This window comes from Amycolatopsis plumensis, assembly GCF_042652605.1.
GTDB classification, from domain to species: Bacteria; Actinomycetota; Actinomycetes; order Mycobacteriales; family Pseudonocardiaceae; genus Amycolatopsis; species Amycolatopsis plumensis.
In genome coordinates this window covers 4,440,714-4,464,194 of the sequence record NZ_JBHSJY010000001.1, presented here as the reverse complement: position 1 = coordinate 4,464,194, position 23,481 = coordinate 4,440,714, and the positions used below count along the sequence as shown (strand labels likewise).

The window sequence follows — 23,481 nt, the reverse complement described above, 5'->3', positions numbered from 1 at the left end:
GGGCTGGTCCCCGTCGGGGGTCCGCACCTGGAAGTAGCCGTTGACTTCTTTCGGCCCGTCGCCGTCGGCGACGTACCGGCCGTCCGCGGTGACGTCCAGCTGGTAGATCGCCGTTCCGGTGGCCGCGACGCCGGGCAGGTGCCAGGTGACGACGCAGCGCCAGTCGTTGCCGGGGCCGTCGGCGTCGACCAGGCCGTCGCCCTTGGTTCACGCCGCCGTGGCCGCCAGCTGCGCTTCGGTGACGTCGGGGCGGTGCAGCTGAGCGGCCTGGAGGCGGTAGAGGTGCGCGAACGCGGTGGCGACCGACTGCTGCACCTTGTCCTGGGTGATCCCGGAGCCCAGCGCGGGTGTCGCCACGGCGACGACCGCGGCGGTGGCGCCGAAGAGCAGGATCAGGGGAAGCGCGGCGAGCGACCACCGTCCTTCCGGCGCGGTGGTGGTGAAGTCCCGGCGCACGAACAGCCGGTACGCGAGCGCGGTGGCGACGACGGCCCAGGCCAGGCTGACCCCGGCCGCGACCAGCAGCGGCCCGAGTTGCGCGGGGTCGGTGAAGAGGCCGTTCCACGCGATGAAGGCGTAGCTGGGCAGCGCGAGGCGCACGGCGACGGGCAGCGGCAGCAGCTGGGCGAGCGCCATGGCGAGGGCGACGACGGCGGGCAGGAGCAGGCCCATCGGCGACCGTCCCCCGAGGACGGACCCGAGCAGCCCGATGGCGGCGAGGGCCAGCGTGGGCGCGAGCACGCTCACCCAGGCGAGCAGGACGTTCGCGGCGGCGTCACCGGGGGCGAGCAGGTGCCCGTCGAAGCCGACCAGCGCCCGGTTCCCGGCGGTGAGCAGGCCGCCGGCGGTGCTGGAGACGGCCATCCCGGCGACGAGCACGAGGAGGACGGTCAGGCTCGCAAGCGCTTTCGCGGCGAAGAGCCGCCTCGCGGACCGGACGGCGACGAGCAGGTGCCGCCAGGTCCCGAGCCGGTCCTCGGCGGCGAACACGTCTCCGGCGACGACGGAGGTGAGGAGCGGAAGGGCGTAGGTGCCGGCAAACCCGAGCATGACGAGCGGCCCGGCCCAGCCGGTGGCGTTCATCCAGCGGCCGAAGAGGGTGTCGACGGGCAGCGAGCTCTGTTCGCCGACGGCGGCGACGAAGAGGGCGGGGGCCAGCCAGCAGGCGAGGACGAGGAGGCGGATCCGCCAGGTGGCGACCAGCTTGACGAGCTCGAAGCGGTAGGCGCGGGAGAGCGGAACGGGCCGGGCGGGAGTGGTCATCGGAGGGCCTCCTGCCCGGTCAAGGCCAGAAAGGCGGCTTCCAACGGCGAGACCACCGGGGCGAGTTCACGGACCGCCACACCGGTGTGCACGAGACGGCGGACCAGCTCGTCGAGGGCCGGCACCTTCGCGCGAACCAGCAGCACCTCCGGGTCGGTCCGGGGTTCCGGGGGCACGATGCTCGCCCGCGTCTCCTCGATCACCCGGCGGGCGGCGGCCGGGTCCGACGTCCGCAGGCGGTACTCCAGCTCGCCGTTCTCCGCGGACAGCTCGGCGAGCGGGCCGGTGAACGCCACGCGGCCGGTGGCGAGGATCGTCACCTCCGTGCACAGGGCCTCGAGGTCGTCCATCCGGTGGCTCGACAGCACCACCGCCGTCCCGGCCGCCGCCAGCCGCTCCAGGACTCCGTGGACGTGCTTCTTGCCCGCCGGGTCCAGGCCGTTGGCCGGCTCGTCGAGCACCAGCAACCGCGGCGAGGTGAGCAACGCCGCCGCGAGGCCGAGCCGCTGGCGCATGCCGAGGGAAAAGCCGCGGACCCGGTCGTCGGCGACGTCGGCCAGCCCGACCTGCTCGAGGACGTCACCGACGGGGTGGCCGCCCAGCTTCGCCAGCGCCGCCAGGTTCTGCCGCGCCGTCAGCGACGGGTAGAGGCCCGGTCCGTCCACGAACCCCGAGACGCCGTCGGGTGCGGTGAGCGCCCGGCCGACCGGCGCGCCCAGGATCTCCAGCCGCCCTTCGTCGGCGACCGCCAGGCTCAGCAGGAGGCCGAGCAGGGTCGTCTTGCCGGCGCCGTTCGGGCCGGCCAGGCCGTGGATCCGGCCGGGTGCCACGTCGAAGTCGATGCCGTCGAGCGCGACGACGTCGCCGAAGCACTTGGTGATCCCGCGGGCTCTGACGGCCAAGGGTGCGTCCACGCGGGGAAACTTAGGCACCGCAAGTAACGGGAGCGGGCGACCGGGGTGAACGCCGCGGGAACGGCACCCGGACGGCCGTCGCCGGGCCGGTGAAATGTCCGAGTTGACCGACCCGGGCCCGGCGCGGGGCCGCGACACCGAAAACCCCAAACAAAAGGGTTGTCAACCCCTGTTTTCCAGCAATTCCCCTAGCTGCCGCCGAATATCTTGACACGACATTCGGCGCTCCGGCATCGTCGAGAGACGAAGGCCACATTCACTGCTCCGCCGAACCCACGGAGAAGGAATCATGACGGACATCAAGGTGACGCTTTCCGGTGGTCCCGCCGAGCTGATCGAACGGCACCGCGAATGGACGGTCGGCAGCATCGGCGAAGTCGCGAAGGTCAGCTTCGGCGCCGGTTACGAGCACTTCTCCCACCACGGCGAGTTCACCACGACCGACAGCGGTGACCAGGTGCCGGTGTTCGCCTGGTGCGGCCGCACCCGCGTCGCCGAGTGATCCACCCGCATCTCCACCGCCGGGTGGTCCCCCTCCACCCGGCCGTCCCATTAGCTTTTCTTTCCGTCGGAATCATCCGGAAGGGAAAGCTCGATGAACGAAGTGCTCGGTTTCGTATTTCTCCGGTTCGCCGTGATTGGCGGCGGAATTCTGCTGCTGGTCCTGCTGCTCGGCGTGATCGCGATCATCCTGAAGAAACTGGGCCGCTGAGCGTCAGCGCGTGAGGCCCCGGCCCAGTCCGTGCTGCACGGCGTAACGCAGTGCTTCGACCCGGTTGCGCACGCCGATCTTGGCGAAGGCGTTGTTGATGTGCGTCTTCACCGTCGCCTCGGCGATGACCAGCTCGGCCGCGATCTCGCCGTTGCTCAGCCCGGCGGAAATCAGGCCGAGCACTTCGGCCTCGCGCGCGGTCAGGCCGTCCGGCAGCCGGTCCGGTTCGCCGCCTCGGCCGGACAGCGCGGACGCCACCCGGCCGGACACGCCGGCGCCGAAGGTCAGCTGCCCGGACACCACGGCCCGCAGGGCGACCCCGATTTCGGCGCGGCCCGCGTCCTTCGTCAGGTACCCGCGGGCCCCGGCGGCCAGCGCGCCGGCGATCGATCCGTCGTCGGCGTAGGTCGTCAGCACCAGGACGGCGACGTCCGGGTGGTCGCGGACGATCCGCTCGGTCGCTTCGACGCCGGTCATGACGGGCATGGTGAGGTCCATCAGCACCGCGTCGACCCGGTCGAGGCGCCGCAGGAGCGCGAGCGCCTCGGCGCCGTCGGCCGCGGAACCGGCTACCTCGACGTCGTCGAGCAGGTCCATGAGGGCGACCAGGCCCTCGCGCACGGCCTGCTGGTCGTCCACCACGACCACCCTGATCACCCGCGGTTCCCCCATGATCCCCTCCCGGTGCCGGGAGGCAGGCTACCACCGCGCGGCCGCGAAGGAATCCATTGTGGAGTGTCGAAGATCGGAGGGCGGCGCGGCGGGTGCAAGCGCCGCGCCACCCTCCACCCGCCTCAGCCCGGGGCGACCGCCCGCCCCGTCTGCGGCGAGATCATCCCCGCGCACAGCCCGCGGCTCGCCAGCGTCCGGGCGATCTGCGGGATGGCGGACAGGGTGTTGGCCGGCCATTCGTGCATCAGGATGACCTGGCCGTTCGTGAGCCGGGCGTTGGCCGCGACGATCGCGCTGACGCTCGCGTTGTTCCAGTCCCCGGAGTCGACGTCCCAGATGACCTGGCGGAGGCCGTACTTGGCCGCCACCGACTGGACCGTCGCGTTCGTTTCCCCGTACGGCGGGCGGAACAGCCGGGGCGTGCCGCCGCCCGCCGCCGAAATCGCCTGCTGGGTCCGGGAAATCTCCGAGTCGACCTGCGCCTGGCTCTGCTGGGTGAGGTGCGGGTGCGTGTAACTGTGGTTGCCCACCCACATCCCCGCGCTCGTCTGGACGCGGACCTGCGCCGGGTACGCGGCCGCGTACTGGCCCTCGTTGAACATCGTGGCCCGCAACCCGTTCTGCTGCAGCGCGCTCAGGATGGCCGGGGTGTGGGCGTTCGAGGGCCCGTCGTCGAAGGTCAGGCCGACGTACCCGCCGCACGCGGCGGCGTGCGCCGGTGTGACGGCGACGGTGCTCGCCACGGCGACGGCCGCCGTGGCCAGGAAAGTGCTCAGCCGGCGCATGATCAGCCCACCGTGATGTTCGAGTTGCCGCTGCTCTGGTAGCCCTCGGTCGCCAGGATCATGTAGTAGTTGAAGCTGCCCAGCCGCATGCCGGCCCGGCCCCACGCGTCGAAGTGGTTGCCGGTGGTGATGCTGCCGCCGGTCCGCCGCTGCTGGCGGACGCTCCAGTACTGGTTGAACGTCTTGGTGCCTTCGACCGACGGCGCGTTGTAACGGGTCGTCTGGTAGATGTCGTAGGTGCCGCCGTCGCTGGTCACGGTGCCCTTGTACGTCCCGGTCGGCCGCCAGCTGCCCCAGTTGTCGACGATGTAGTACTCGACGAGCGGGTTGGACGTCCAGCCGTAGAGCGCCAGGTAGCTGTTGCCGGAGGGGTTGAAGCTGCCGGAGTAGTTCACCGTCCGGCGGCTGCCGTTGCTCCAGCCCTTGCCGGCGACGAAGTTGTTGACGTTGCTCCAGTTCGTCCGGTAGTTGCCGCCGGAACCGAGCGTCATGGAGACCGAGCCACCACCGGCGGTCCAGAACGAGTAATAGTACCCGTTGTTGTTCCCGGTCTGGTTGGTCGTGATGACCGTGTCGGCCCAGGCGGTTCCGGGCAGGAATGCGGCGATCAGCGCAAGGACGGCGCCGCCGGCGAACACCCTGCTGCGGCCGCGTTTCTTGGTGAGCATGCTTCCTCCTCGTCGAGGCTGGCAGGCGAGCCAGGATGGCAAAAGCATGCGAGTGCGGCCAGTGGTCGGGCAATAACTTTCGGAAACTTTCGATGATCTCGCGGTGCCCCTGTTCCGTCAACCCCGGGAATTGCGGCGGATTTGCCGTTCCCGGAAAAGCGCTAGCGTGGGTGCCGCACTGTTTCCCAGACAACGGGGGGTTCCATGAAACGCATTGCGGCCGCGGCCGTGCTCGGGCTGGCCGTGACGGCCCTGCCCCTGGCGGCGGGCACGGCGTCCGCGTCGGAGTCGGTCACCTGCGGCACCTACACGACGCAGGGGGCGTCCGGGCCGAACGCGCGCGACTACCACTGGGGCAACTGCGGTTCCGCCGCCACGAAGATCGACGTGTACAGCGTGACCTACGGCGTCTTCCGCACCAAGATCGGCGAAAAGTGCGTGCCGGCGGGCACCGCGGTGCTGATCGGGCAGACGACCCAGTACCTGGTCAGTTCCTACGACGGCGTGGACACCCACACGGCCTGCTGACGCACGGGCGGGGTGAGCCGGACCGGCTCACCCCGCTCCGCTATTCGCGGACGCCGATCGCGTCGATCGGCCGGGCCCGCAGCGCCACCGACGTCGCCAGCCCGATCGCCACCATGCCGAGCACGGCCGCGCCGGCGATGATTCCGAAGTAGACGGTCGGCGAGCCGGCCGGGACCGGGTTGCCCCGCAGCCCGAAGTTGAGCAGCGCCAGCGGGATCAGCGCGACCAGCGTCCCCATGACGATCGCGATCCCGACCGTGGCCACCGCTTCGAGGCGCATCATCCGGGTCACCTGGCGGCGGCTCGTGCCCACCAGCCGCAGCAGCGCGAACTCGCGGCCGCGCTGCGCGGTCGTCAGGACCAGCGTGTTGGCCACCGAAATCGCGAGGTACCCGACGATGACGCCGGCCGCCACGAGGTTCAGGTAGAACTGCGCCTGCCGTTCGCCGCCTTCCGGGGCGGCGAGGACCGACGCCGGGGCCACCACCAAACCGGGGTACGGCAACGCACTCAGCGCCGAAGCCACCGCGCCCGCGTCGGCGCCGGGCTGGCGCCGGACCAGCACCGAATCGTCGAGCCGGCCGCCGATGTGCTCGCGGGCCAGCGCGACCGGCAGCACGAAGTCCCCGAAGGCCAGGTCGTGCGTGTAGGTGGCGACCAGCCGCAGCTTGGCCGGGACGCCGTCGCCGAAGTAGAACTCCACGTCGTCGCCGAGCTTCTTGTCCAGCCAGTCCGCTTCCGAACGGCTCAGCGCCACGGTGTCCCCGGTCAGGTCGGTCAGCCGCCCGGCGTCGACGCCCAGCTCCAGGGCGGCGCCCGCCTGGTCGCCCGCCACGCCCTGGGCGGGCGTCCGCTGGACCTCCACGCTGTCGCCCACCGGCGTCGCGGTGATCACGGACGTGCGCACCACCGGCGTCGCCGCCGCGACCCCCGGCACCCGGCCGGCCGCCGCGGCCACCTCCGGCGAGATCCCGCCCGGCGCCGCGAGCACGTAGTCGGCGGTCGTCGACCGCGCCGACTCCTGCTGGGCGGCCGCGGTCATGGCGGTCGGCCCGTAGAAGGTGGCGAGCGCGAACGCCACCGCCAGCATCAGCGGGGTCACCGCGGCCGCGACGCGCCGGGCGTTGGCGTGGGCGTTCGCCCCTGCGAGGTACCCGCTGATCCGCCACAGCCGCGCGAGCACCGGCACCAGGAACCGCATCACCAGCCCGGTCACCTGCGGACCGACCACGGCCAGCCCGATGACGACGACGAGGGTGGACATCGTCGAGATCGCGGCGGCGATGTCCCCGCGCAGGAACAGCGGGACGAGTGCGCCGCCGACCCCGGCCAGCACCAGGCCCCAGCCGGTGAGCAGCCGGCCGCGGCCCAGCTCACGGCGTTCCACCGCGGCCTCGCCCAGCGCTTCGACGGGCCGGATCGACGACGGCCGCCGCGACGCCGCCCAGGCCGCCAGCCGGGCCGCGCCCAGGCCGAGCAGGACCGCCGCCACCGGCGGCAGCGGGCCGATCGCGAGCCCGAAGTCGGCCGGGATGACCCCGATCGCGGCGAACGCGTCCCGCAGCCCACCGGCGACGGCCAGGCCCAGCGCGCTGCCCAGCACGCCGGCGACGAGCGCGATCAGCGTCGTCTCGGTCCCGATGAGCTTGCGGATCTGCCGCGGGGTCGCCGCGACCGCGCGCAGCAGCGCGAACTCGCGGCGGCGCTGGTTGATCGTCAGTGCGAGGGTGCTGGCCACCACGAACACCGCGACGAGCAGCGCGAACCCGCCGAACGAGCCGGCGATGGCCAGCAGCAGCACCCGCGTCTGGCTGACGTCGAGGAACTCGATGCTGCTGCGCTCGACGCCGGTGGTCACCTCGGCGCCGCCGGCGACGGCCCGCACCCGCTCGGCCAGCGTCTCCGGCGCGACGCCGGGGTCGGCGAGGACACCGATCGCGTGCACCTGGCCGGGCCGTCCGGCCAGCTCCGCGGCCCGCTCCGGGGTGAAGAACACCGCCGACTGGCGCGAGCCGCCGTCGACGACACCGCTCACCTTGACCGGCACCGTGCCGGACGCTGTCGTGATCCGGACCTGGCCGCCGATGCCGACGTCGGCCCGGCGCGCGAGATCGGCGTCCAGCACGACCTCGTCGGCGGCCGCGGGTGCGTCCCCGCCGCGCAGGGTGAACGGCGCCAGCACGGCCGCGTCCCAGTTGTGCCCCAGCGACTCCCGGTCGGCGAGCACCCGCCCGTCGCGGGTGACGACCTGCGCCGGGAAGCTCTGCTCGGCGACCGCCGCGCGCACCCCGGGTACCGAAGCGATCCGCCCGGCCAGCGCGGCCGGGACGGACGGCTGCTCGCCGACCTGCTCGGTGGACAGGGCGTCGGCGCCGGGCGGGCGCACGCTCTGCGCCCCGCCGACGACGACGGCCGCGGCGGCGTAGCGCTGGGTGGGGACGCCGGCCCGCAGGCCGGATTCCATGAGGATCCCGCAGGCGGCCACCAGGGCGGTGCCGCACAGGATCGCGATGAAGGCGCCGGCGAACCCGCCGAGCCGGGTCCGGATGGTCTGCCAGGCGAGGTCGAGCACGCTCACCACTCCCCGAGGTGCGTCATCCGCTCCGCCACGCGCTCGGGGGTGGGGTGCGGGAGGTGGCCGGCCAACTTGCCGTCGGCCAGGAAGAGGACGCCGTGCGCGGCCGAGGCCGCGACCGGGTCGTGGGTGACCATCAGCACGGTCTGGCCCATCTGCTCGACGACCGCGCGAAGCAGGTCCAGCACCTGCCGCCCGGTGCGGGTGTCGAGGGCGCCGGTCGGCTCGTCGGCCAGCACCACCTCGGGCCGGGTGACGAGCGCCCGCGCGATCGCGACGCGCTGCTGCTGGCCGCCGGACAGTTCCGCCGGGCGGTGCTCCAGCCGGTTCGCGATCCCGACGCCGTCGACGACCTCCCGCAGCCACTGCGGGTCCGGCTTCCGCCCGGCCAGGCGCAGCGGGAGCGTGATGTTCTGCAGCACGTTCAGCGACGGCAGGAGGTTGTAGGCCTGGAAGACGAACCCGATCCGGGTGCGCCGCAGCTCGGTCAGCTCGCGTTCCTTCAGCCTGCCGATTTCGCTGCCGCCGAGCAGCACCCGCCCCGACGTCGGCCGGTCGAGGCCGGCCGCGCAGTGCAGGAAGGTGCTCTTGCCCGAGCCGGACGGGCCCATCACCGCGGTGAACGTCCCCCGCGCCACCCCCGCCGACACCCCGTCCAGCGCGGTGACGGCGCCGTCACCGGAGCCGTACACCTTCCGCACCCCGGTCAGTTCCAGCGCATACGCTGTGGTCATTTCGATCCCCTTCGTTCTCTCCCAAGGAAAACTAGGGCGGCGGAGCCGGGTCTTCGATCCCGTGGAGAGGTGGATCCGGGGTAGCGCCAGCACTACCCCGGAGGTGGGGTGGGACACTGTGGCCGTGACGACCCGCTTGCGCGAGTGCTGGTCGGCGGTGCGTTACCTCGTGATCGGCGCCGGCACGTCGCTGCTGTCGATGTTCGCCCTGACCGGGCTGTTCGCCGTGCTGCTGCTGTGCCCGTTCGGCATCGGGATCCCGTCGCTGGCCCCGATGATCCGGCTGTCCCGGTGGCCCGTCGGGATCGACCGCCGCCGGGCCGCGCGCCACCTCGGCGAGCCGATCCCCGAGCCCTACCGCGACGGCTCCCCGCTGAAGGACCCGGCGACCCGCCGCGACGTCGCGTGGCTCGCGCTCCACGCCGCCACCGGGATGATCATGGGCGCATTGGCGTTCGGCCTGCCGGTGGCCGCGGTCGAGCAGGTCGTCTTCGCCTTCCTCTGGCCCCTGGTGCCCGGCGGGATCGAAGGCTCGTTCGGTCTGGTCGTGAACTCGTGGCCGATGGCCGCGCTGAGTGTGCTCACCGGGGTGGCGATGGCGGCGTTGTCGCTGCTGCTGCCGCGCGTCGCCCGCTGGAAGGCGCGGCTCGCGCAGCGGCTGCTGCGGCCCGCGCCCGGTGTCGAGCTGGCGGACCGGGTCGCCGAGCTGACCGCGACCCGGGCGGCGGCGCTGGAGGCGCACGGCGCCGAGCTGCGGCGCATCGAGCGTGACCTGCACGACGGCACGCAGGCGCGGATCGCGGCGGTGGTGCTGCAGCTCGGGATCGCCGACCAGCTCTACGAGCGGGACCCGGCCACGGCCCGCGACCTGCTGGTCAAGGCCCAGGACACCGCGACCGACGCGCTGGCCGAGCTGCGCACGGTCGTCCGCAGCATCCACCCGCCGCTGCTGAGCGAACGCGGCCTGGCCGGGGCGGTGCGCGCGCTCGCCGAGCGCAGCCCGGTGCCGGCCGCCGTCGACGTCGAGTACGAGACCGGCCGCCCGGCCGCGGTGGAGGCGGCCGCGTACTTCGTCGTCGCCGAGGCGCTGGCCAACATCACCAAGCACGCCGACGCGTCCCGGGTGGACATCACGCTCGGCGGCACCGCGTCGCTGCTGTGCCTGGAAATCCGCGACGACGGCCGCGGCGGCGCCGACGAGGCGCGCGGCAGCGGGCTGGCCGGCATCCGCCGCCGCGCGGAAGCCTTCGACGGAACCCTCACCCTGACCAGCCCACCCGGTGGGCCGACCGTGCTGCGAGTGGAGCTGCCATGCGGGTCGTGATCGCCGAGGACGACGCGTTGCTGCGCGAAGGCCTCGCCCTGTTGCTGAAGACGGCGGGCATCGAGGTCGCGGCGACCTTCGACAACGCCGAGGACTTCCTGGCGTTCATCGAGGGCGAGCGGCCCGACGCGGTGGTGATGGACGTGCGGATGCCGCCGACCCACCGCGACGAGGGCCTGCGCGCGGCCGTCCGCGCCCGCGAGATCCACCCGGCGCTGCCGGTGCTGGTGCTGTCGGCGCACGTGGAGACGAGCTACGCGGTCGACCTGCTCGCCGACGGCGTCGGCGGCGTGGGGTACCTGCTCAAGGAGCGCGTCGGCAAGGTCGAGCGGTTCCTGGAGGCGCTGCAGCGCGTCGCGAAGGGCGGCACGGCGATGGACCCGGAGGTGATCGGCCGGCTGATGGCCCGCCGCCGCGCCGCGGATCCTTTGGACGCGCTGACCGCCCGCGAGCGCGAGGTGCTGGGGCTGATGGCCGAGGGCTACAACAACAGCACGATCGCGGAGCTGCTCGTCGTCAGCGACGGCGCGGTGCTCAAGCACATCAGGAACATCTTCGCGAAGCTCGGCCTGCCGTCCGACGAAGGCGGCGGGCACCGCCGGGTGCTGGCGGTGCTGGCCTACCTCGGCCGGGACGCGGGGTAGCGCAGGCACCACCCCGGATCGGGGTGTGCGCAGCATTCTCGTGGCCGCGGTGGTTCTTTAGCGTTCAGGGCATGAACAACGACAACGTTTCGACGCGTTCTTCGAGCCCGGTGCTGCTGTGGCTGGTGCTGGTGGTCAGTGCCGCGGTCAACGCCGCGGGTCCCTTGGTGGGGTTGGGATTGCCGGTGCGGACGGTGGCCGGCGCGGTGGCGATCGGCGCGATCGCGCTGCTGATCACCCACTACGTCCGCCGGCGGCGGGCCTAGCGCTCGCCGCTGGAAGCCAAGGCCTGCAACAGGTTCCGCAGCGCCTCCTGCTGATCCGCGCGCAACGACCCCAGCGGTGAGCTCTCCCCGAGCCGCTTCACCGCCTCGGCCCGGCGGCGGTCGCCCTCCGGGGTGAGGACGATCTGCTTGGCCCGCCGGTCGCCCGGGTGCGGGTGGCGGTTGAGCAGCCCGCGTTCCTCGAGGCGGTCGAGCACGAACGTCGCGTTCGAGGCTTCGCACGCCATGCGCGCCGCCAGCTCGCGGGCGGTGATCGGTTCCGACAGCTCGCGCAGGGCCACCACCTGGCTCGGGGTGAGCCCCATGGCGTCCGCGACCCGGCGGACGTGGCCGTCGAGGGTGCGCGCGAGCCCGTGGACCAGCTTGCAGACGTCGCGGTCGATCTCCTCGCTCGGCATGCCCCGAACTCTAGACCCCATGGTTCGAACTGTGATAGTTCTAGCTCGAATCATTCTAACTCGAACCAACCGGGGAGTTCGATGGCCGTCTTTTCCCTCATGCTCGTCGTGTTCAGCCTCACGACCGGCGAATTCGTGGTGTCCGGCATCCTCCCGGACGTCGCCGTCGGGCTGGCGATCCCGCTTTCGGCGGCCGGGCTGCTGACGACCGCCTACGCGATCGGCATGATCGCCGGTGGCCCGATCGTCACGTTGCTGACCGCGCGGGTCTCGCGGAAACCGCTGGTGATCGGGCTGGTTATCACCGCCGTGCTGGCGAACGCCGCCTCCGCCGTCGCCCCGAACTACCCGCTGCTGCTGGTTTCGCGGGTGCTCGCCGGCCTGGTGATCGCGACCTTCTTCGCCGTCGCGATCGCCACCGCGGCGGCGGAAGCCCGCCCGGGCAAGCAGGGTTCCGCCGTGGCGAAGGTGGCGCTGGGCCTGAACCTCGGCATCGTCCTTGGCGCGCCGCTGGGCACCTTCGTCGGCCAGCACCTCGGCTGGCGGGCGACGTTCTGGTCGGTCGCGGGCGCCGCCGCGCTGGCGCTGCTGGCGGTACTGCGGTTCGTCCCGGACCGGCCGTCCGCGACGACCGGCCCGGTGACCGGCGAACTGCGCGTCTTCGCCGACCGCCGGGTCCGGCTGGCGATCGCGCTGACCGCGGCCGGCAACGTCGGCGTCCTGATGGTCTTCACCTACCTCGCGCCGCTGCTGACGGAGGTGGGCGGCTTCCCGGCCGGCGCCGTGCCGGTGCTCCTCCTCGGCTACGGCGCCGGCGCGGTCCTCGGCAACGTCGCCGGCGGGCGGCTGGCGGACCGGGCCCTGCTGCCGTCGCTGGCCGGGTTGCTCGCCGTGCTGGCCGGGGTGCTCGCCCTGGCCTGGTTCGGCGGCGGCCACCCGGTCGCGACGGCGGTGTCGACGGTCGTGCTGGGGGCGCTGGCCTTCGCGATCGTGCCGGGCATGCAGACCCGGGTGCTCACGGCGGCGGCCGAGGCGCCGACGCTGGCAGTGGCGGTCAACGCCTCCGGCTACCAGCTGGCGGCGGCCGTCGCCGGCTGGCTGGGCGGCGGCGTCATCGACACCACCGGCGGCCCGCGGGCGATCTACCTGGTCGCGGCCGTGCTCACCCTCGGTGGCCTGGGGATCGCGCTGTACTCGCTGCGGCAGGATCGCCGGGTACCCGCGTGAACACCCGGCCGACACCGGACCCGGCCGTGGCACCACCGTCGAGGCCATCGCAGCGGAAACAGCCGCCATGGTCGGCCCACCGGTGGCCAGCGGCCCGCGGGTGACCCACCCGGCCGCCGCCCTCCCCCTCGGCGGCCTCACGATCGCCAGGCACTCGCTGCGGCAGGATCGCCGAGTGCCCGCGTGACCACCCGCGCACGATCTACCCGGCCGACGTCCGCACCCTCGGCGGCCTCGCGAACACCCCGGGCACCAGGACCGCGAGCACCGACGCCGCCGCGACCAGCCCGGCGGCGACCCAAAACGGGTTCCCCGCCGCCCCGGTGAGGACGGGGCCGGCCGTGGCCCCGACGTTGAGCGCGGCGGTCGCGTACGCGCCCTTCATCGTCGGGGCGGCCTCGGCCAGCCGCAGGATGCGGGCGATCACCGTGCCGCCGACGGCGAAGGACAACGCGCCCTGCGTGAAGGCGAGAATCACGAGCACCGCCGGGTTCGCCGCGGCCAGCGCCGCGGCGACCCACCCGGCGAGCAGCAGCGGACCGCCGATGGCGACGACCCGGCCGGGCCACCGGTCGGCGAGCCGCCCGGCCGCGGTGATCCCGGCGAAGCACCCCACGCCGAACGCGCCGAGCACCACCGGCACCGGGGCGACGCCCGAGGCCACCGGCGCCAGGGAGGTGAAGACGCCGAACGTGGCCGCGTTGACGAACGCGCCGGTCAGGAGCACCCCTGCTAGCGGCCGCAGGACGGCGAGTTCGGCCCGCAGATCACCCGGCTCGCGGCCGGCCGGGGTGTCGGGGATCCACCGGACCGCCGCGAAAGCGGGCAGGCAGAGCACCGCGACGGCCCAGAACGCCGGTCGCCACCCGAGCAGCGCCCCACCCGGGATGCCGACGACGCACGCCACGGTCGAGCCACCCAGCAGGACGGCGAGCGCCCGGCCCGGTCGCGCCAGCTCGGTGGCGGCGATCAGCGCGACGGCGAGGAACCCGGCGTTGGCGATGGCGGCCACCAGCCGCGTGCCGACGAGGACACCGAACGAGGTCGTCAGCCCACCGGCCACGTGCATCGCGACGAAGACGGCGAGGAAGCACAAGAGCGCGGTCCGCCGCCGCCACGACCGCGCCAGTGCGGCCATCACCGTCGCCCCGGCGACCATCCCGGCGGCGAAGGCGGAGGTGAGGTACCCCGCCTGCGCCGGCGAGACGGCGAAGGCGGCGGCGATGCCGGGCACCAGCCCGGCCAGCATGAATTCGGACGTGCCCATGGCGAACACGGCCAGGGCAAGCAGGTACAAGGGCACACGAAGCTCCAGGGATCACGAGATCGGCAAGGACGATTTCGTGGTCACCCGGTGACCCGGGAAACGGGGAGTTATCGGGCCACCGGGAAGACCGGCAGCCCGGTCCTGGACGCTTCGGGGCTCGACACGGTGTCGAGGTTAGCCCATGTCCGGCGTGGTGTCGCGCGATTCCTCGAGCACGCCGACCACGTCCGGGTCTTCCGGAGCGGGCATGTGGCGGATGCTGTCACTGCCCTTGTGGTCGTGGGCGCGGCCGTACCGGGAATCCAGCACCCGCCCCAGCTTGTGCGCCGCGCCGGCGTAGGCGTCGTCCACACTGGCCGCGTGGTGGGTGACCGCCACCGGCTGCTTGCCGCCGGGCCGCGCCTCGATCACGCACTTCTTGTCCTCCGGCTTGGACCCGCCGTCTTCGCTCAGGTGCACCTCCACCCGGGTCAGCCACCCGCGGAACCTCGACAGGCTCTGCTCCAGGTCGGTGGTCACGTAGCCGGCCAGTCCTTCGCCACCGTGGATGTTGTGGTCGGTGTTGACCTGGATCTGCACGAGCACCCTCCTCAGCGAGACAGCGATGATCCCGGTCAGTACCACGGAGGCGGCGAAGTCAAACCAGTCCATTAAGGACGGAGACTGCGCAGCATCAGGTCCGCGAAGTGCTTCCCCACTTGCTCCCCCGACAGCTCCCCTTCCGCGTGGTACCACATGCCCAGCCGGTGGATGGCGCCGAAGTGGTAGTTGATCACCAGGTCGGCCGGGACGTCGGCGCGGAACACGCCGGAACGCTGCCCTTCGGCGACCAGATCGCGGACCCGTTCGTGGTAGGTCCGCCGTTCCGCGCGCACCTGGACCTGCTTGGACTTCTCCAGCAACGGGAACGACTGGAAGAACACGGTCGCCGCGTCGAGGTCGGCGATGCTCGTGACCACGACGTCGGCGATGATCGCGTGCAGCCGCTCGGCCAGCGGCAGGTCCGACTCGGCGATCGTCACCATCCGCCGGGTCTGCATCCGCAGCATCGCGGCGTAGATCTCGAAGAGCAGGTCGTCCTTGGACTCGAAGTAGTGGTACAGCCCGCCCTTGGTGACACCGGCTTCCTCGACGATCTCGCGGACCGTCGTCGCCTCGAAGCCCTTCTCGGCGAACAGCCGCACGGCCGCCCGCACGACCTTCTCCCTGACACTCATGTCGCCACCCTATGTGAGCGGACGGGCCGGCCCGCGTCGCCCACGAGCCGGCCCGATCGTCACTTGCTCACCAGGTTGACCTGCTCCGGAGTGGCCCGCTCACCGGAGTACGGCGTGATCGCGCCCGTGCCACGGTCGGTGACGGCCGGTGGCTGGATCACCGCCGTCGTGACGTCCGGGTTGATCTTGAAGACGTACGCGCCGGTGTAGCCGGCGTGCGAGTCCTTCGAGAACCCGAACGGGGTCAGGCCCGGGCCCTTCAGCGCGCCGGAGCTCATCGCGTCGACGACCTTCTGCCGCGTCGGATCCGGCCCGGCCGCCTTGAGCGCCTGCCCGAACGTGTAGGCCTGCACCATGCCGAACAGCACCGTGTTGGTGAACGGCTCCTTCGGGATGTACTTGTCGTGGAGGCCCTTGAAGTAGGCGATCCACGGGTCCGACGTCTGGGCGACGTCCGGCAGGTACCCGGTGCCGATCAGGCCGGCCAGCAGCTGCCCGCTGGAGACGCTGGCGCCGCCGCGCTTGGCGAAGTCCTGCAGCAGTCCGGACAGCGTCGCCGGGTCCGCGCCGATGCTGCTGACCACGAACTGCGGTTTGTACCCGATCTTCGCCGCGGCCAGGATCGACAGCGCCGTGAACGCCGGGATGCACGCGCAGACGACGACCTCGGCACCGGCCGCCTTGAGCGCGGACAGCTGCGGGGTGACGTCGGTGTTGGCGCTGTCGTAGCCCTGGCGGACGACGACCTGGTCCTTGACGAACTGGTCGAGCCCGGCCTGCGTGTCGCGGCCGACGTCGTCGTTCTGCGTGAAGTAGCCGACCTTCTTGCCGGCGAAGGTGTCCTTGACGTACTGGCCCTGGATCTTGCCTTCCCGGGTGTAGTCCACCTGGTACCCGAAGGTCATCGGCGCCTTCTGCGGGTTGTCCCAGGCGAGCGCGCCCGACGACACGAGCAGGTCCGGGACGCCTTCGGAGTTCAGGTAGTCGACGACCTTCGAGTGCGTCGGCGTCCCCAGGCCGCCGACGACCGCGAAGACCTTGTCCTGCAGGACGAGCTTCTTGACGACCTCGACGGTTTTCGTCGGGTTGTAGCCGTCGTCCTCCACCTTGTAGTCGATCTTGCGCCCGTTGATCCCGCCGCCGTCGTTGATCGCCTGGTACACCGCGCGGGCGCCGACGGAGATCTTGCTGTACCCGGGGGCGGCCGGGCCGGTGAGCGGCTGGTGCGTGCCGATGACGACGGTGTCCTTCGTGACCCCGACCGCCGAATCGGCGGCCTGCTGCCCGCCGCCGTCGCTCTCCCCCGCGCCGCCGCAGGCGGTCAACGTCAAGGCGAGGGCGAGCAACCCCGCGCCGTACCTAGTGGTTCTCATGGTTCTCCTTCTTTTCGGCGGGTCGGCGGAGAAGTCCGCGCAGCTTCGAGAAACCGCCCTGGATGCCGCGCGGGAAGGCGAGCACGACGACGATGAGGATCACGCCGTACACCGCGAGCGGGAGGTTGTTGGCCACGTCGGTGTTCAGGTGCAGGACGTCGGCGAGGTCTTCCGACCAGGCCTGGAAGTACACGAGCGCGACGGCGCCCCACAGCGCGCCCCACAGGGACCCGAGCCCGCCCAGCACCACCGCGGCCAGCAGGCTCAGCGACAGCGCGGGCGTGAACGAGCCGGGTGCGGCGGTGCCGAGCAGGAACGCCTGCAGGCCACCGGCGAGCCCGCCGCACACCGCGCTGACCAGGAAGGCGAGGATCTTTGTGCGCCCGACGGCGATCCCGCTCAGCGCGGCGGCGACCTCGTCGTCGCGGACCGCGCGGAAGTCCCGGCCGAGCCGGCCGCGGACGATGTTCACCACCAGTACCAGCGCCAGCAGCACGCTGAGCCAGACGATCCAGGTCTGCCAGCGCAGTTCCGGGACGCCGACGCCGTTCGGTCTGCTGTGGACGGTGAAGCTGAGTCCGTTGCTGCCGCCCAGGAAGTCCGGGAACTTGCGGGTCAGCGCGGGCAGGCCGACGGCCAGGGCGAGGGTCGCCCCCGCGAGGTACGGGCCGCGCAGCCGGGCCGCCGCCGCGCCGGCGAGCAGCCCGGCGAGGCCGCCGGCCGCCGAGGCCAGCAGCAGGTCGGCCCACAACGGCAACGACGGCACGTGCTTCACCAGCAAGGCCACCGTGTAGGCGCCGATGAACATGAAGGCGCCATGGCCGAGCGACACCTGCCCGGTGAGGCCGGTCAGCAGAGTCAGCCCGGCCACCGCGATCAGGTAGTACCCGATGGTCGCGATGCGCAGGTTGGTGAACTCGTCGGTGACCAGGGTCAGCAGCACGACCACCACGAGCGCGGCCAGCGCGGCGAGCGCGTGGACGAGCAACGGCGGCAGCGTGCGGCGCTGCTTCACCGGCGTGGCCGTGGCTTCCGCCGGTTTCGTGCGCACGGTCATACCCGCCTCACCTTGGCCCGGCCGAACAGCCCGCTGGGCCGCAGCGTCAGCACGACGACCAGGATGGCCAGCGCGGCGATCGTCACCATCTCCGGTCCGAAGTAGCCGGACACATAGGACAGTCCGACGCCGAGAACGAACCCGCCGGCGATCGTGCCCAGCGGGTTGTCGAGGCCGCCGAGCACCGCCGCGGTGAGCGCGTAGACGAAGACGCCGTCCAGCACGTTCGGGAAGAGGAACGGCGGGGTGGCGAGCAGCCCGGCCAGCGATCCGACGGCCGCGGCCAGCCCCCAGCCGGCGGTGAGCATCAGCCCGACCCGCACGCCGAGCGTCCGCGCCACTTCGGGGGCGAACGCGGCCGCGCGCATCCGCAGGCCCAGCGGCGTGTACTTGAACACCACCAGCACCAGCGCGGCGATGGCCACGACGACGAGCACGACGAACAGGTCGTTGGCCGAGAACCGGCCGCGGAAGTCGAAGGCGTACGGGAACGCGAGCGGCTCGTTGGACCAGATCATGCCCGCGACCGCCTGCAGCACCAGCAGGAGCCCGAGCGTGACGATGATCGAGCTGAGCTCGGAGCGGTGCCGCAGCGGCCGGATGAGCAGCCGTTCGGTGGCGACGCCGAGCACGGTCCCGGCGACGATCGCGACGGCGAACCCGAGCCAGTAGCTGCCCGTCGCCTTCGTCACCGAGTACGCGAGGTACGTGGAGATCAGGGCGAGGGCGGGTTGCGCGAAGTTCACCACCCGGGTGGCCCGGTAGATGATGACCAGGGCGAGCCCGAGCGCCGCGTACACCGCGCCGGCCGAGATCCCGCCGAGGGTCAGGTCGAAGAAGTCCTGCATACCGGACCGTTCACCTCCATGATGACGCTCAGAAGCCGAGGTAGGCGTGGCGGAGGCCGTCGTCCGCCAGGAGTTCCGCCGCGGTGTCGACGGCCACGACCCGGCCGAGCGCGAGGACGTACCCGCGGTCGGCGATGGACAGCGCGGAGTGCGCGTTCTGCTCGACGAGCACGACGGTGAGGCCGGTCGAGGCCCGCAGGTCGCGCAGGATGCCCATGATCCGGGCGGTGATGAGCGGGGCGAGGCCCAGCGACGGTTCGTCGAGCAGCAGCAGCGACGGCCGGCTCATCAGGGCGCGACCGATCGCGAGCATCTGCCGTTCCCCGCCGGAGAGCGTCGAAGCGGGTTTCGCCGAACGTTCTTCCAGGGCCGGGAAAAGTTCGTACATCTCCCGGCGCGCGGCGGCCCGGTCGGCGCGGTCACGCCGCCACAGCGCGCCCAGCCGGAGGTTCTCGTCGACCGTGAGTTCGGTGATGACCCCGCCGCCTTCGGGCACGTGCGCGACACCGCCGCGCGCGATCCGGTCCGGCGCCAGCCCGGTGAGTTCCCGCTCGTCCCAGGTGATCCGGCCGCCGCGGGCGGGGTGGAGGCCGCTGATCGTGCGCAGCAAGGTGGTCTTCCCGGCGCCGTTCGCGCCGAGCACGGCGGTGATCCCGCCGCGTTCGACCGTGATGCCGACACCGTCGAGCGCGCGGACCGCGCCGTAGGAGACGGACAGGTTTTCGATCTCAAGCACCGGACGCCTCCTCGGCGGGATCACCGAGGTAGGCCTCGGCCACGCGCGGGTCGGCCTGGATCTCGGCCGGGCTGCCCGCCGCGATCACCTCGCCGAAGTTCAGCACCACCACGCGGTCGCAGACCTCCATCACCAGGTCCATGTGGTGTTCCACCAGCACCACCGCCATGTGCCGCCGCAGCGAGAGGATCAACGTCGAGAGCTCGACGAGCTCGGAGGCCGACAACCCGCTCGCGGGTTCGTCGAGCAGCAGCAGATCCGGTTCGGCCACCAGGGCCCTGGCGAGCGCCACCCGTTTCCGCACGCCGTAGGGCAGCACGCCGGGCAGGCGGCCGGCGAGGTCGGCGATCCCCAGTTCGCCCAGGGTGTCCCGGGCCCGCCCGGCCAGATCGGCTTCGTCGCGGGCCGAGCGGCCGGCGCCCACGAGCGCCGGGAACGCCCCGGTCCGGGCGTGACGGCCCGCGCCGGCCATCACGTTCTCGAGGACCGTCAGCCCGGGGAAGAGCCCGAGACCCTGCAGGGTCCGGACGATCCCGAGCCGCGCGAGGTGTTCGGGGCGGTGCCGGACGAGCGGGCTTCCGCGCCACAGCACGCGGCCGGCCTGGGGCCGGACGAACCCGCAGACGACGTTGAACAGCGTCGTCTTGCCCGCGCCGTTGGGCCCGATGACGCCGACGACGGTGCCGGCGCCGACGCTCAGGTGGACGTCGTGCAGGGCGGTGAGGCCGCCGAAGCGCACCGTGAGGCCGTCGACCACGAGCAGGTCTTCGCCGGTCTGTGCCTCACCGAGAAGTGCCATCGATGACTCTCCGATCCCACCATGTGGACAACGTCGTACCGCGCGGTCGGTATGAAGAGGGTGGGCTGCGGCGGCGGTCGTGTCAAGGTGCGAATCACCGAAACCGGGCGAGGGCCGTCGGTCTGAAAATTTCGAATTCCCCATCGTCGGCGGGAAGTCCTGACGAGAGGGGACTGTGACATGAAAAAGGGCGGGTGCGCGCTGCGCACCCGCCCTCGGCGATCAGTCCGCCGACTCAGCCGGTGCCGGCCTGCGGGGCGAGCATCGAGGAGGCGTCGATCTTCGTCTGGACCACGCCCAGCTGCTGCAGCAGGTCCGGCACCCGCTGGATGCGGCGGGCGTCCAGGGTGGACCCGAAGGCGGGCATCACCATCAGGCTGGCGATGTCCTGGTCGACCTTGGCGTTGCGGACGACGAGCGGCTCGATCCGCGACCGGTCGACCGCCGCGCGCGTGGCGTTGAGCATCGCGCGCTGGAACGCCCGCACCGTCTTCGGGTGGTCCTGGACCCACTTGGCCGTGGCACCGTAGCCGGTGAGGGGGAAGTTCTGGGTGCTGCCACTGGCGGCGTCGATGACGGGGTACGCGCCGGCGGTCTTGGCCGCCTGGGTGAGGAACGGTTCCGGCTGGTAGGCCGCGTCGACCCGGCCCTGCGCCAGCGCGCTGCTCATTTCCGGCAGCGGCATCGGAACCCACTGCACCTTGCCGGGGTCGACGCCGTGGTCGCGCATCACCGACCGGGTCAGCACGTCCGACGCGGCGTTCTTCGAGCTGATGGCGATCCGCTTGCCCTGGAGGTCGCTCACCGTCTTGACCGGCGAGTTCGGCACGGTGACGACCTCGTTGCTGCGCGGGCTCGCCGAGGTGCCGTCGGTCACCAGCTTCAGGTCGGCCCCGCCGCTGCTCTTGGCCAGGAAGAACAGGGTGTAGGTGGACAGCGCCAGGTCGTCCTGGCCGCTGGTCATCCGGCTCAGCGTCTCCTGGCCGCTGGCGCCGACGTCGGTCTGCACCTCGAGACCTTCGGCCTTGAAGTATCCGCCCTCCTGCGCCAGCCACAGCGGCGCGAGGTCGACGGTGGTGAGGATCGCGACCCGGATCGACGGCTTTTCGACGCCGCCGGCAGCGGAGGGGCTCTTGAGCTGGCTGCACCCGGTCAGCAGGACGACGAAGGCTAGGGCGAGCACGGCGAGCCGGCGGGTCGAGGCGCGATGAAGCATGCCACTCCTCGGAGAAGATTATGGGGACCACGGAATACGGCTCGTTCGGCCGTGATCAGCGGGACTGTAGATGACGATTTCCCGGGCCGCAAATGCGTTGCCGAGAAATATGTCACGCCACGTTCACGCGAAAGAGTGACAGAAGACCGAACGGGTTACCCACTGACAGGGCGGACGGGGTTGACGGAAAGAAACTTGCCTCACCTGGTCAGATTTCGTGATCTTGCCACCGCAGGTAGTGGCCTCGGGTTGCGCTGATCGTCGTAACGCCAGCGAGTGGCGACACGACTGCTTGGCGTAACCCCCCACGCCGACGATCCGGACCCCGTCGAAGAATGGAAAATACGCATCGGCGAGGCGGACGCCCAATTCCGGCAGATCCTCCAGGAAAGGCCGTGGGCTTCACCATCAAGGAAACTCGGCGTCGAATGCCGGCGCGCGTTCGCGACGGTGCTGATCGGTACCCGCAGCCCGTGCCGTCACCGGACAGCTAACGCGGCACGGGCTCGGCAGGGGTGGTGAAGCGGCGCAGCCCGGGCGTGACCGCGCCGACCAGCGCCACCGCCACCACGCACAGCACCCCACCGCTGACCAACGCGAACGTCCCCGACACCGCCTCCGCGACGACGCCGCCGCGCAGGTTGCCGATGTCCGGACCCGCCTGACCGACGATCTGCTCGGCCGCCGCCACCCGGCCGAGCAGGGCGTCCGGGGTGGCGAGCTGGACCAGCGCGCTGCGCGAGACCACGGACACCGTGTCGGCCGCCCCGGCGACAACGAGACAGGCCAGGCCGAGCCACGGCTGCGGCGCCAGGCCGAACCCGGTCAGCGCGGCACCCCAGAGCGCCGAGCCGGCGAGCATCACCCGGCCCGGCCGCGACCGCCGCGTGAACGTCCCGGAGAACACCGACGCCGCAACCCCGCCGACCGCGACGGCCGAGAGGAACAGGCCGAGCGTACGCGGGTCGCCGGCGAAGCGTTCGGCGTTGACCAGGGGGAACAGGCTGATCGGCATGGACAGCACGGTGGCGGCGAGATCGGTGAGCAGCGCACCCCGAACGACCGGCGTCCGCGCGAGGAAGGCGAGCCCATCGAGCACGCCGTGCAGCCCGGGCCGCGAAGGCTCACCGCCGGGCCGCATCGCCGGGAGGCCGAAGACGCCATAGAAGGCCAGGCCGAAGGTGAGCGCGTCGACGAGGTAGCACCCGCCGACGCCGAACCAGCCGAGGACGAGCCCGCCGAGCGCCGGGCCGAGCAACATCGCGCCCTGGAAGGCGATCCGGTTCAGCGCCAGGCCGGCGGACAGTTGTTCCGGCGGCAGCAGCCGCGGGACGAAGGTCCGTGCGGCCGGCCCACCACAGGCGACGAAACACGACTGGACGGCCACCAGTCCCAGCACCGCACCCACCGGCACATCCCCGAGAAACCCTTGCACGGCGAGGAAAACCGAGCAGACGGCCTGCCCGGTCGTGGCAGCCAGGGCAACCTTCCGCCGGTCAGCACGGTCCACAAGCGACCCGGCGAACAGTCCGAACACGACAACGGGAAGCGCTTGCGCAAGCCCGACGGCGCCGGTCCACACGGCACTCCGAGTCTGTTCCCACACCTGGAACATCACGGCGACGAGCGTCATTTGAGAGCCGAACCCGGAGCAGACCCGGCCAAGCCAGAGCCGGCGGAACGGCGGAGAGGTCCGCAGCGGCGCGAGGTCGACGAGCGCGCGGGTCAGGGACATCGCAGGATTGTAACAGCGCTTACGCATCTCGGGACGGTGGTCATCCGGGGGCTTGCCCCATAGGAGGAGCTGGGTGGTCATCCCGTCGCCTGAGGCCGTGAAATCACTTTGAGCCGGGCCCGCAACCCACAGGCCAGCGTGAGGTGGCAGCGCAAGCTTGCGGGCCCGGCTCAAAGTGATAGGCCTCGTTCAGGCGACGGGATGACCACCCTGCGGCCCACCTCGAGAACGCGAGAAAACAGCGGCGAAGGGGGGCCATCCCGGAGCCTGCCCGTCCGGCGAGGACAGCTTTTTTCTTTGCAGCCACGGCAGGGTTCTTAGGCTGATTTCTGCCGCGGCAGAGGCTCTTAGGTTGATTTCTGCCGCGGCTGAGCGGGTCCGACCTCCCCCGCCCCTCCGGTGGGATTTTCAGCCGACGGCTTGGTCGCCTTGCGCTCCCAGCCGCCGATCCGCGACCACATCGCTGGCCGCCTTACGCTGCCGACCACCGGTCCACAATCCCGCA

General features: G+C 71.9%; 25 protein-coding genes. 7 read left to right on the top strand and 18 right to left on the bottom strand.

The features are described 5' to 3' along the window. Positions 1 to 207: 207 nt before the first annotated feature. Together ACFPLC_RS21635 and ACFPLC_RS21630 are read right to left on the bottom strand one after the other, a co-directional pair. Positions 208 to 1,263: an ABC transporter permease gene (locus ACFPLC_RS21635; protein WP_446681653.1), complete on the bottom strand. Its 1,056-nt coding sequence runs from the start codon at positions 1,261 to 1,263 to the stop codon at positions 208 to 210. Further along, positions 1,260 to 2,177, bottom strand: coding sequence for an ABC transporter ATP-binding protein (locus ACFPLC_RS21630; RefSeq protein ID WP_378203855.1), 918 nt, complete (start codon positions 2,175 to 2,177; stop codon positions 1,260 to 1,262). The genes ACFPLC_RS21635 and ACFPLC_RS21630 overlap by 4 nt, the downstream gene beginning before the upstream one ends. Before the next feature lie 289 nt (positions 2,178 to 2,466). Between ACFPLC_RS21630 and ACFPLC_RS21625 the strand changes: the two genes are divergently transcribed. Continuing rightward, positions 2,467 to 2,679 carry a DUF5988 family protein gene (locus ACFPLC_RS21625; RefSeq protein WP_378203858.1) on the top strand — a complete coding sequence of 71 codons (213 nt, stop codon included), beginning with the start codon at positions 2,467 to 2,469 and terminating at the stop codon, positions 2,677 to 2,679. A gap of 213 nt (positions 2,680 to 2,892) precedes the next feature. Here the strand turns inward: ACFPLC_RS21625 and ACFPLC_RS21620 are convergent, their stop codons facing one another. The 3 genes from ACFPLC_RS21620 to ACFPLC_RS21610 form a co-directional block, all read right to left on the bottom strand. Then, complete coding sequence (locus ACFPLC_RS21620) at positions 2,893 to 3,561, bottom strand: response regulator (protein WP_191314565.1); 669 nt, start codon at positions 3,559 to 3,561, stop codon at positions 2,893 to 2,895. A 122-nt stretch (positions 3,562 to 3,683) separates the two neighbouring features. Beyond that, positions 3,684 to 4,346, bottom strand: a complete 663-nt coding sequence (locus tag ACFPLC_RS21615; RefSeq protein WP_378203862.1) for a polysaccharide deacetylase family protein — start codon at positions 4,344 to 4,346, stop codon at positions 3,684 to 3,686. A 2-nt stretch (positions 4,347 to 4,348) separates the two neighbouring features. Then, entirely contained in the window at positions 4,349 to 5,014 is a 666-nt protein-coding gene (locus ACFPLC_RS21610; RefSeq protein ID WP_378203865.1) for a glycoside hydrolase family 11 protein, read from the bottom strand. 204 nt (positions 5,015 to 5,218) lie between these two features. Here ACFPLC_RS21610 and ACFPLC_RS21605 point away from each other — a divergent pair, with 204 nt between their 5' ends. Further along, positions 5,219 to 5,542, top strand: a complete 324-nt coding sequence (locus ACFPLC_RS21605; protein ID WP_191314562.1) for a hypothetical protein — start codon at positions 5,219 to 5,221, stop codon at positions 5,540 to 5,542. Positions 5,543 to 5,582: 40 nt separating this feature from the next. Here ACFPLC_RS21605 and ACFPLC_RS21600 read toward each other — a convergent pair whose 3' ends face one another. Then, positions 5,583 to 8,123: an ABC transporter permease gene (locus ACFPLC_RS21600; protein WP_378203868.1), complete on the bottom strand. Its 2,541-nt coding sequence runs from the start codon at positions 8,121 to 8,123 to the stop codon at positions 5,583 to 5,585. Continuing rightward, positions 8,117 to 8,851, bottom strand: coding sequence for an ABC transporter ATP-binding protein (locus ACFPLC_RS21595; protein ID WP_191314560.1), 735 nt, complete (start codon positions 8,849 to 8,851; stop codon positions 8,117 to 8,119). The genes ACFPLC_RS21600 and ACFPLC_RS21595 overlap by 7 nt, the downstream gene beginning before the upstream one ends. A gap of 124 nt (positions 8,852 to 8,975) precedes the next feature. Between ACFPLC_RS21595 and ACFPLC_RS21590 the strand changes: the two genes are divergently transcribed. The 3 genes from ACFPLC_RS21590 (at position 8,976) to ACFPLC_RS21580 (ending at position 11,085) form a co-directional block, all read left to right on the top strand. Further along, a complete protein-coding gene (locus ACFPLC_RS21590) occupies positions 8,976 to 10,175 on the top strand; it encodes a sensor histidine kinase (protein ID WP_378203873.1) in 1,200 nt (399 codons plus the stop codon). After that, positions 10,163 to 10,819 carry a response regulator gene (locus ACFPLC_RS21585; RefSeq protein ID WP_378203875.1) on the top strand — a complete coding sequence of 219 codons (657 nt, stop codon included), beginning with the start codon at positions 10,163 to 10,165 and terminating at the stop codon, positions 10,817 to 10,819. Before ACFPLC_RS21590 ends, ACFPLC_RS21585 begins: the two co-directional genes overlap by 13 nt. Positions 10,820 to 10,890: 71 nt before the next feature. Next, on the top strand, positions 10,891 to 11,085 hold the full coding sequence (locus ACFPLC_RS21580) for a hypothetical protein (RefSeq protein WP_378203878.1): 195 nt from the start codon (positions 10,891 to 10,893) through the stop codon (positions 11,083 to 11,085). On the opposite strand, the gene ACFPLC_RS21575 is transcribed toward ACFPLC_RS21580, so the two are convergent. Then, positions 11,082 to 11,501: a MarR family winged helix-turn-helix transcriptional regulator gene (locus tag ACFPLC_RS21575; protein ID WP_378203881.1), complete on the bottom strand. Its 420-nt coding sequence runs from the start codon at positions 11,499 to 11,501 to the stop codon at positions 11,082 to 11,084. The two genes, ACFPLC_RS21580 and ACFPLC_RS21575, sit on opposite strands and share 4 nt — an antisense overlap. Before the next feature lie 81 nt (positions 11,502 to 11,582). Here ACFPLC_RS21575 and ACFPLC_RS21570 point away from each other — a divergent pair, with 81 nt between their 5' ends. Next, positions 11,583 to 12,728, top strand: a complete 1,146-nt coding sequence (locus tag ACFPLC_RS21570; RefSeq protein WP_378203885.1) for an MFS transporter — start codon at positions 11,583 to 11,585, stop codon at positions 12,726 to 12,728. Next, positions 12,673 to 12,915 (top strand): hypothetical protein, encoded by a 243-nt coding sequence (locus ACFPLC_RS21565; protein ID WP_378236310.1) that lies wholly within the window; start codon positions 12,673 to 12,675, stop codon positions 12,913 to 12,915. The genes ACFPLC_RS21570 and ACFPLC_RS21565 overlap by 56 nt, the downstream gene beginning before the upstream one ends. 15 nt (positions 12,916 to 12,930) lie before the next feature. Here ACFPLC_RS21565 and ACFPLC_RS21560 read toward each other — a convergent pair whose 3' ends face one another. The 10 genes from ACFPLC_RS21560 to ACFPLC_RS21515 all read right to left on the bottom strand — a co-directional run bounded on the left by ACFPLC_RS21560 (position 12,931) and on the right by ACFPLC_RS21515 (position 22,976). Beyond that, positions 12,931 to 14,043, bottom strand: a complete 1,113-nt coding sequence (locus ACFPLC_RS21560; protein ID WP_378203993.1) for an MFS transporter — start codon at positions 14,041 to 14,043, stop codon at positions 12,931 to 12,933. A gap of 126 nt (positions 14,044 to 14,169) precedes the next feature. Next, positions 14,170 to 14,646: an HPF/RaiA family ribosome-associated protein gene (locus tag ACFPLC_RS21555; protein ID WP_378203888.1), complete on the bottom strand. Its 477-nt coding sequence runs from the start codon at positions 14,644 to 14,646 to the stop codon at positions 14,170 to 14,172. Then, positions 14,646 to 15,212 carry a TetR/AcrR family transcriptional regulator gene (locus ACFPLC_RS21550; RefSeq protein ID WP_191314555.1) on the bottom strand — a complete coding sequence of 189 codons (567 nt, stop codon included), beginning with the start codon at positions 15,210 to 15,212 and terminating at the stop codon, positions 14,646 to 14,648. Before ACFPLC_RS21550 ends, ACFPLC_RS21555 begins: the two co-directional genes overlap by 1 nt. A gap of 59 nt (positions 15,213 to 15,271) precedes the next feature. Next, positions 15,272 to 16,585 (bottom strand): ABC transporter substrate-binding protein, encoded by a 1,314-nt coding sequence (locus ACFPLC_RS21545; RefSeq protein WP_378203891.1) that lies wholly within the window; start codon positions 16,583 to 16,585, stop codon positions 15,272 to 15,274. Then, positions 16,572 to 17,642: a branched-chain amino acid ABC transporter permease gene (locus tag ACFPLC_RS21540; protein ID WP_378203894.1), complete on the bottom strand. Its 1,071-nt coding sequence runs from the start codon at positions 17,640 to 17,642 to the stop codon at positions 16,572 to 16,574. Before ACFPLC_RS21540 ends, ACFPLC_RS21545 begins: the two co-directional genes overlap by 14 nt. Further along, entirely contained in the window at positions 17,639 to 18,490 is an 852-nt protein-coding gene (locus ACFPLC_RS21535) for a branched-chain amino acid ABC transporter permease (RefSeq protein WP_103336336.1), read from the bottom strand. The genes ACFPLC_RS21540 and ACFPLC_RS21535 overlap by 4 nt, the downstream gene beginning before the upstream one ends. A gap of 28 nt (positions 18,491 to 18,518) precedes the next feature. After that, entirely contained in the window at positions 18,519 to 19,226 is a 708-nt protein-coding gene (locus tag ACFPLC_RS21530; RefSeq protein WP_191314551.1) for an ABC transporter ATP-binding protein, read from the bottom strand. Further along, entirely contained in the window at positions 19,219 to 20,025 is an 807-nt protein-coding gene (locus tag ACFPLC_RS21525; protein WP_378203899.1) for an ABC transporter ATP-binding protein, read from the bottom strand. The genes ACFPLC_RS21530 and ACFPLC_RS21525 overlap by 8 nt, the downstream gene beginning before the upstream one ends. A gap of 235 nt (positions 20,026 to 20,260) precedes the next feature. Next, on the bottom strand, positions 20,261 to 21,241 hold the full coding sequence (locus tag ACFPLC_RS21520; protein WP_378203902.1) for an ABC transporter substrate-binding protein: 981 nt from the start codon (positions 21,239 to 21,241) through the stop codon (positions 20,261 to 20,263). A 490-nt stretch (positions 21,242 to 21,731) separates the two neighbouring features. Beyond that, entirely contained in the window at positions 21,732 to 22,976 is a 1,245-nt protein-coding gene (locus tag ACFPLC_RS21515) for an MFS transporter (RefSeq protein WP_378203905.1), read from the bottom strand. Between the last annotated feature and the right edge of the window lie 505 nt (positions 22,977 to 23,481).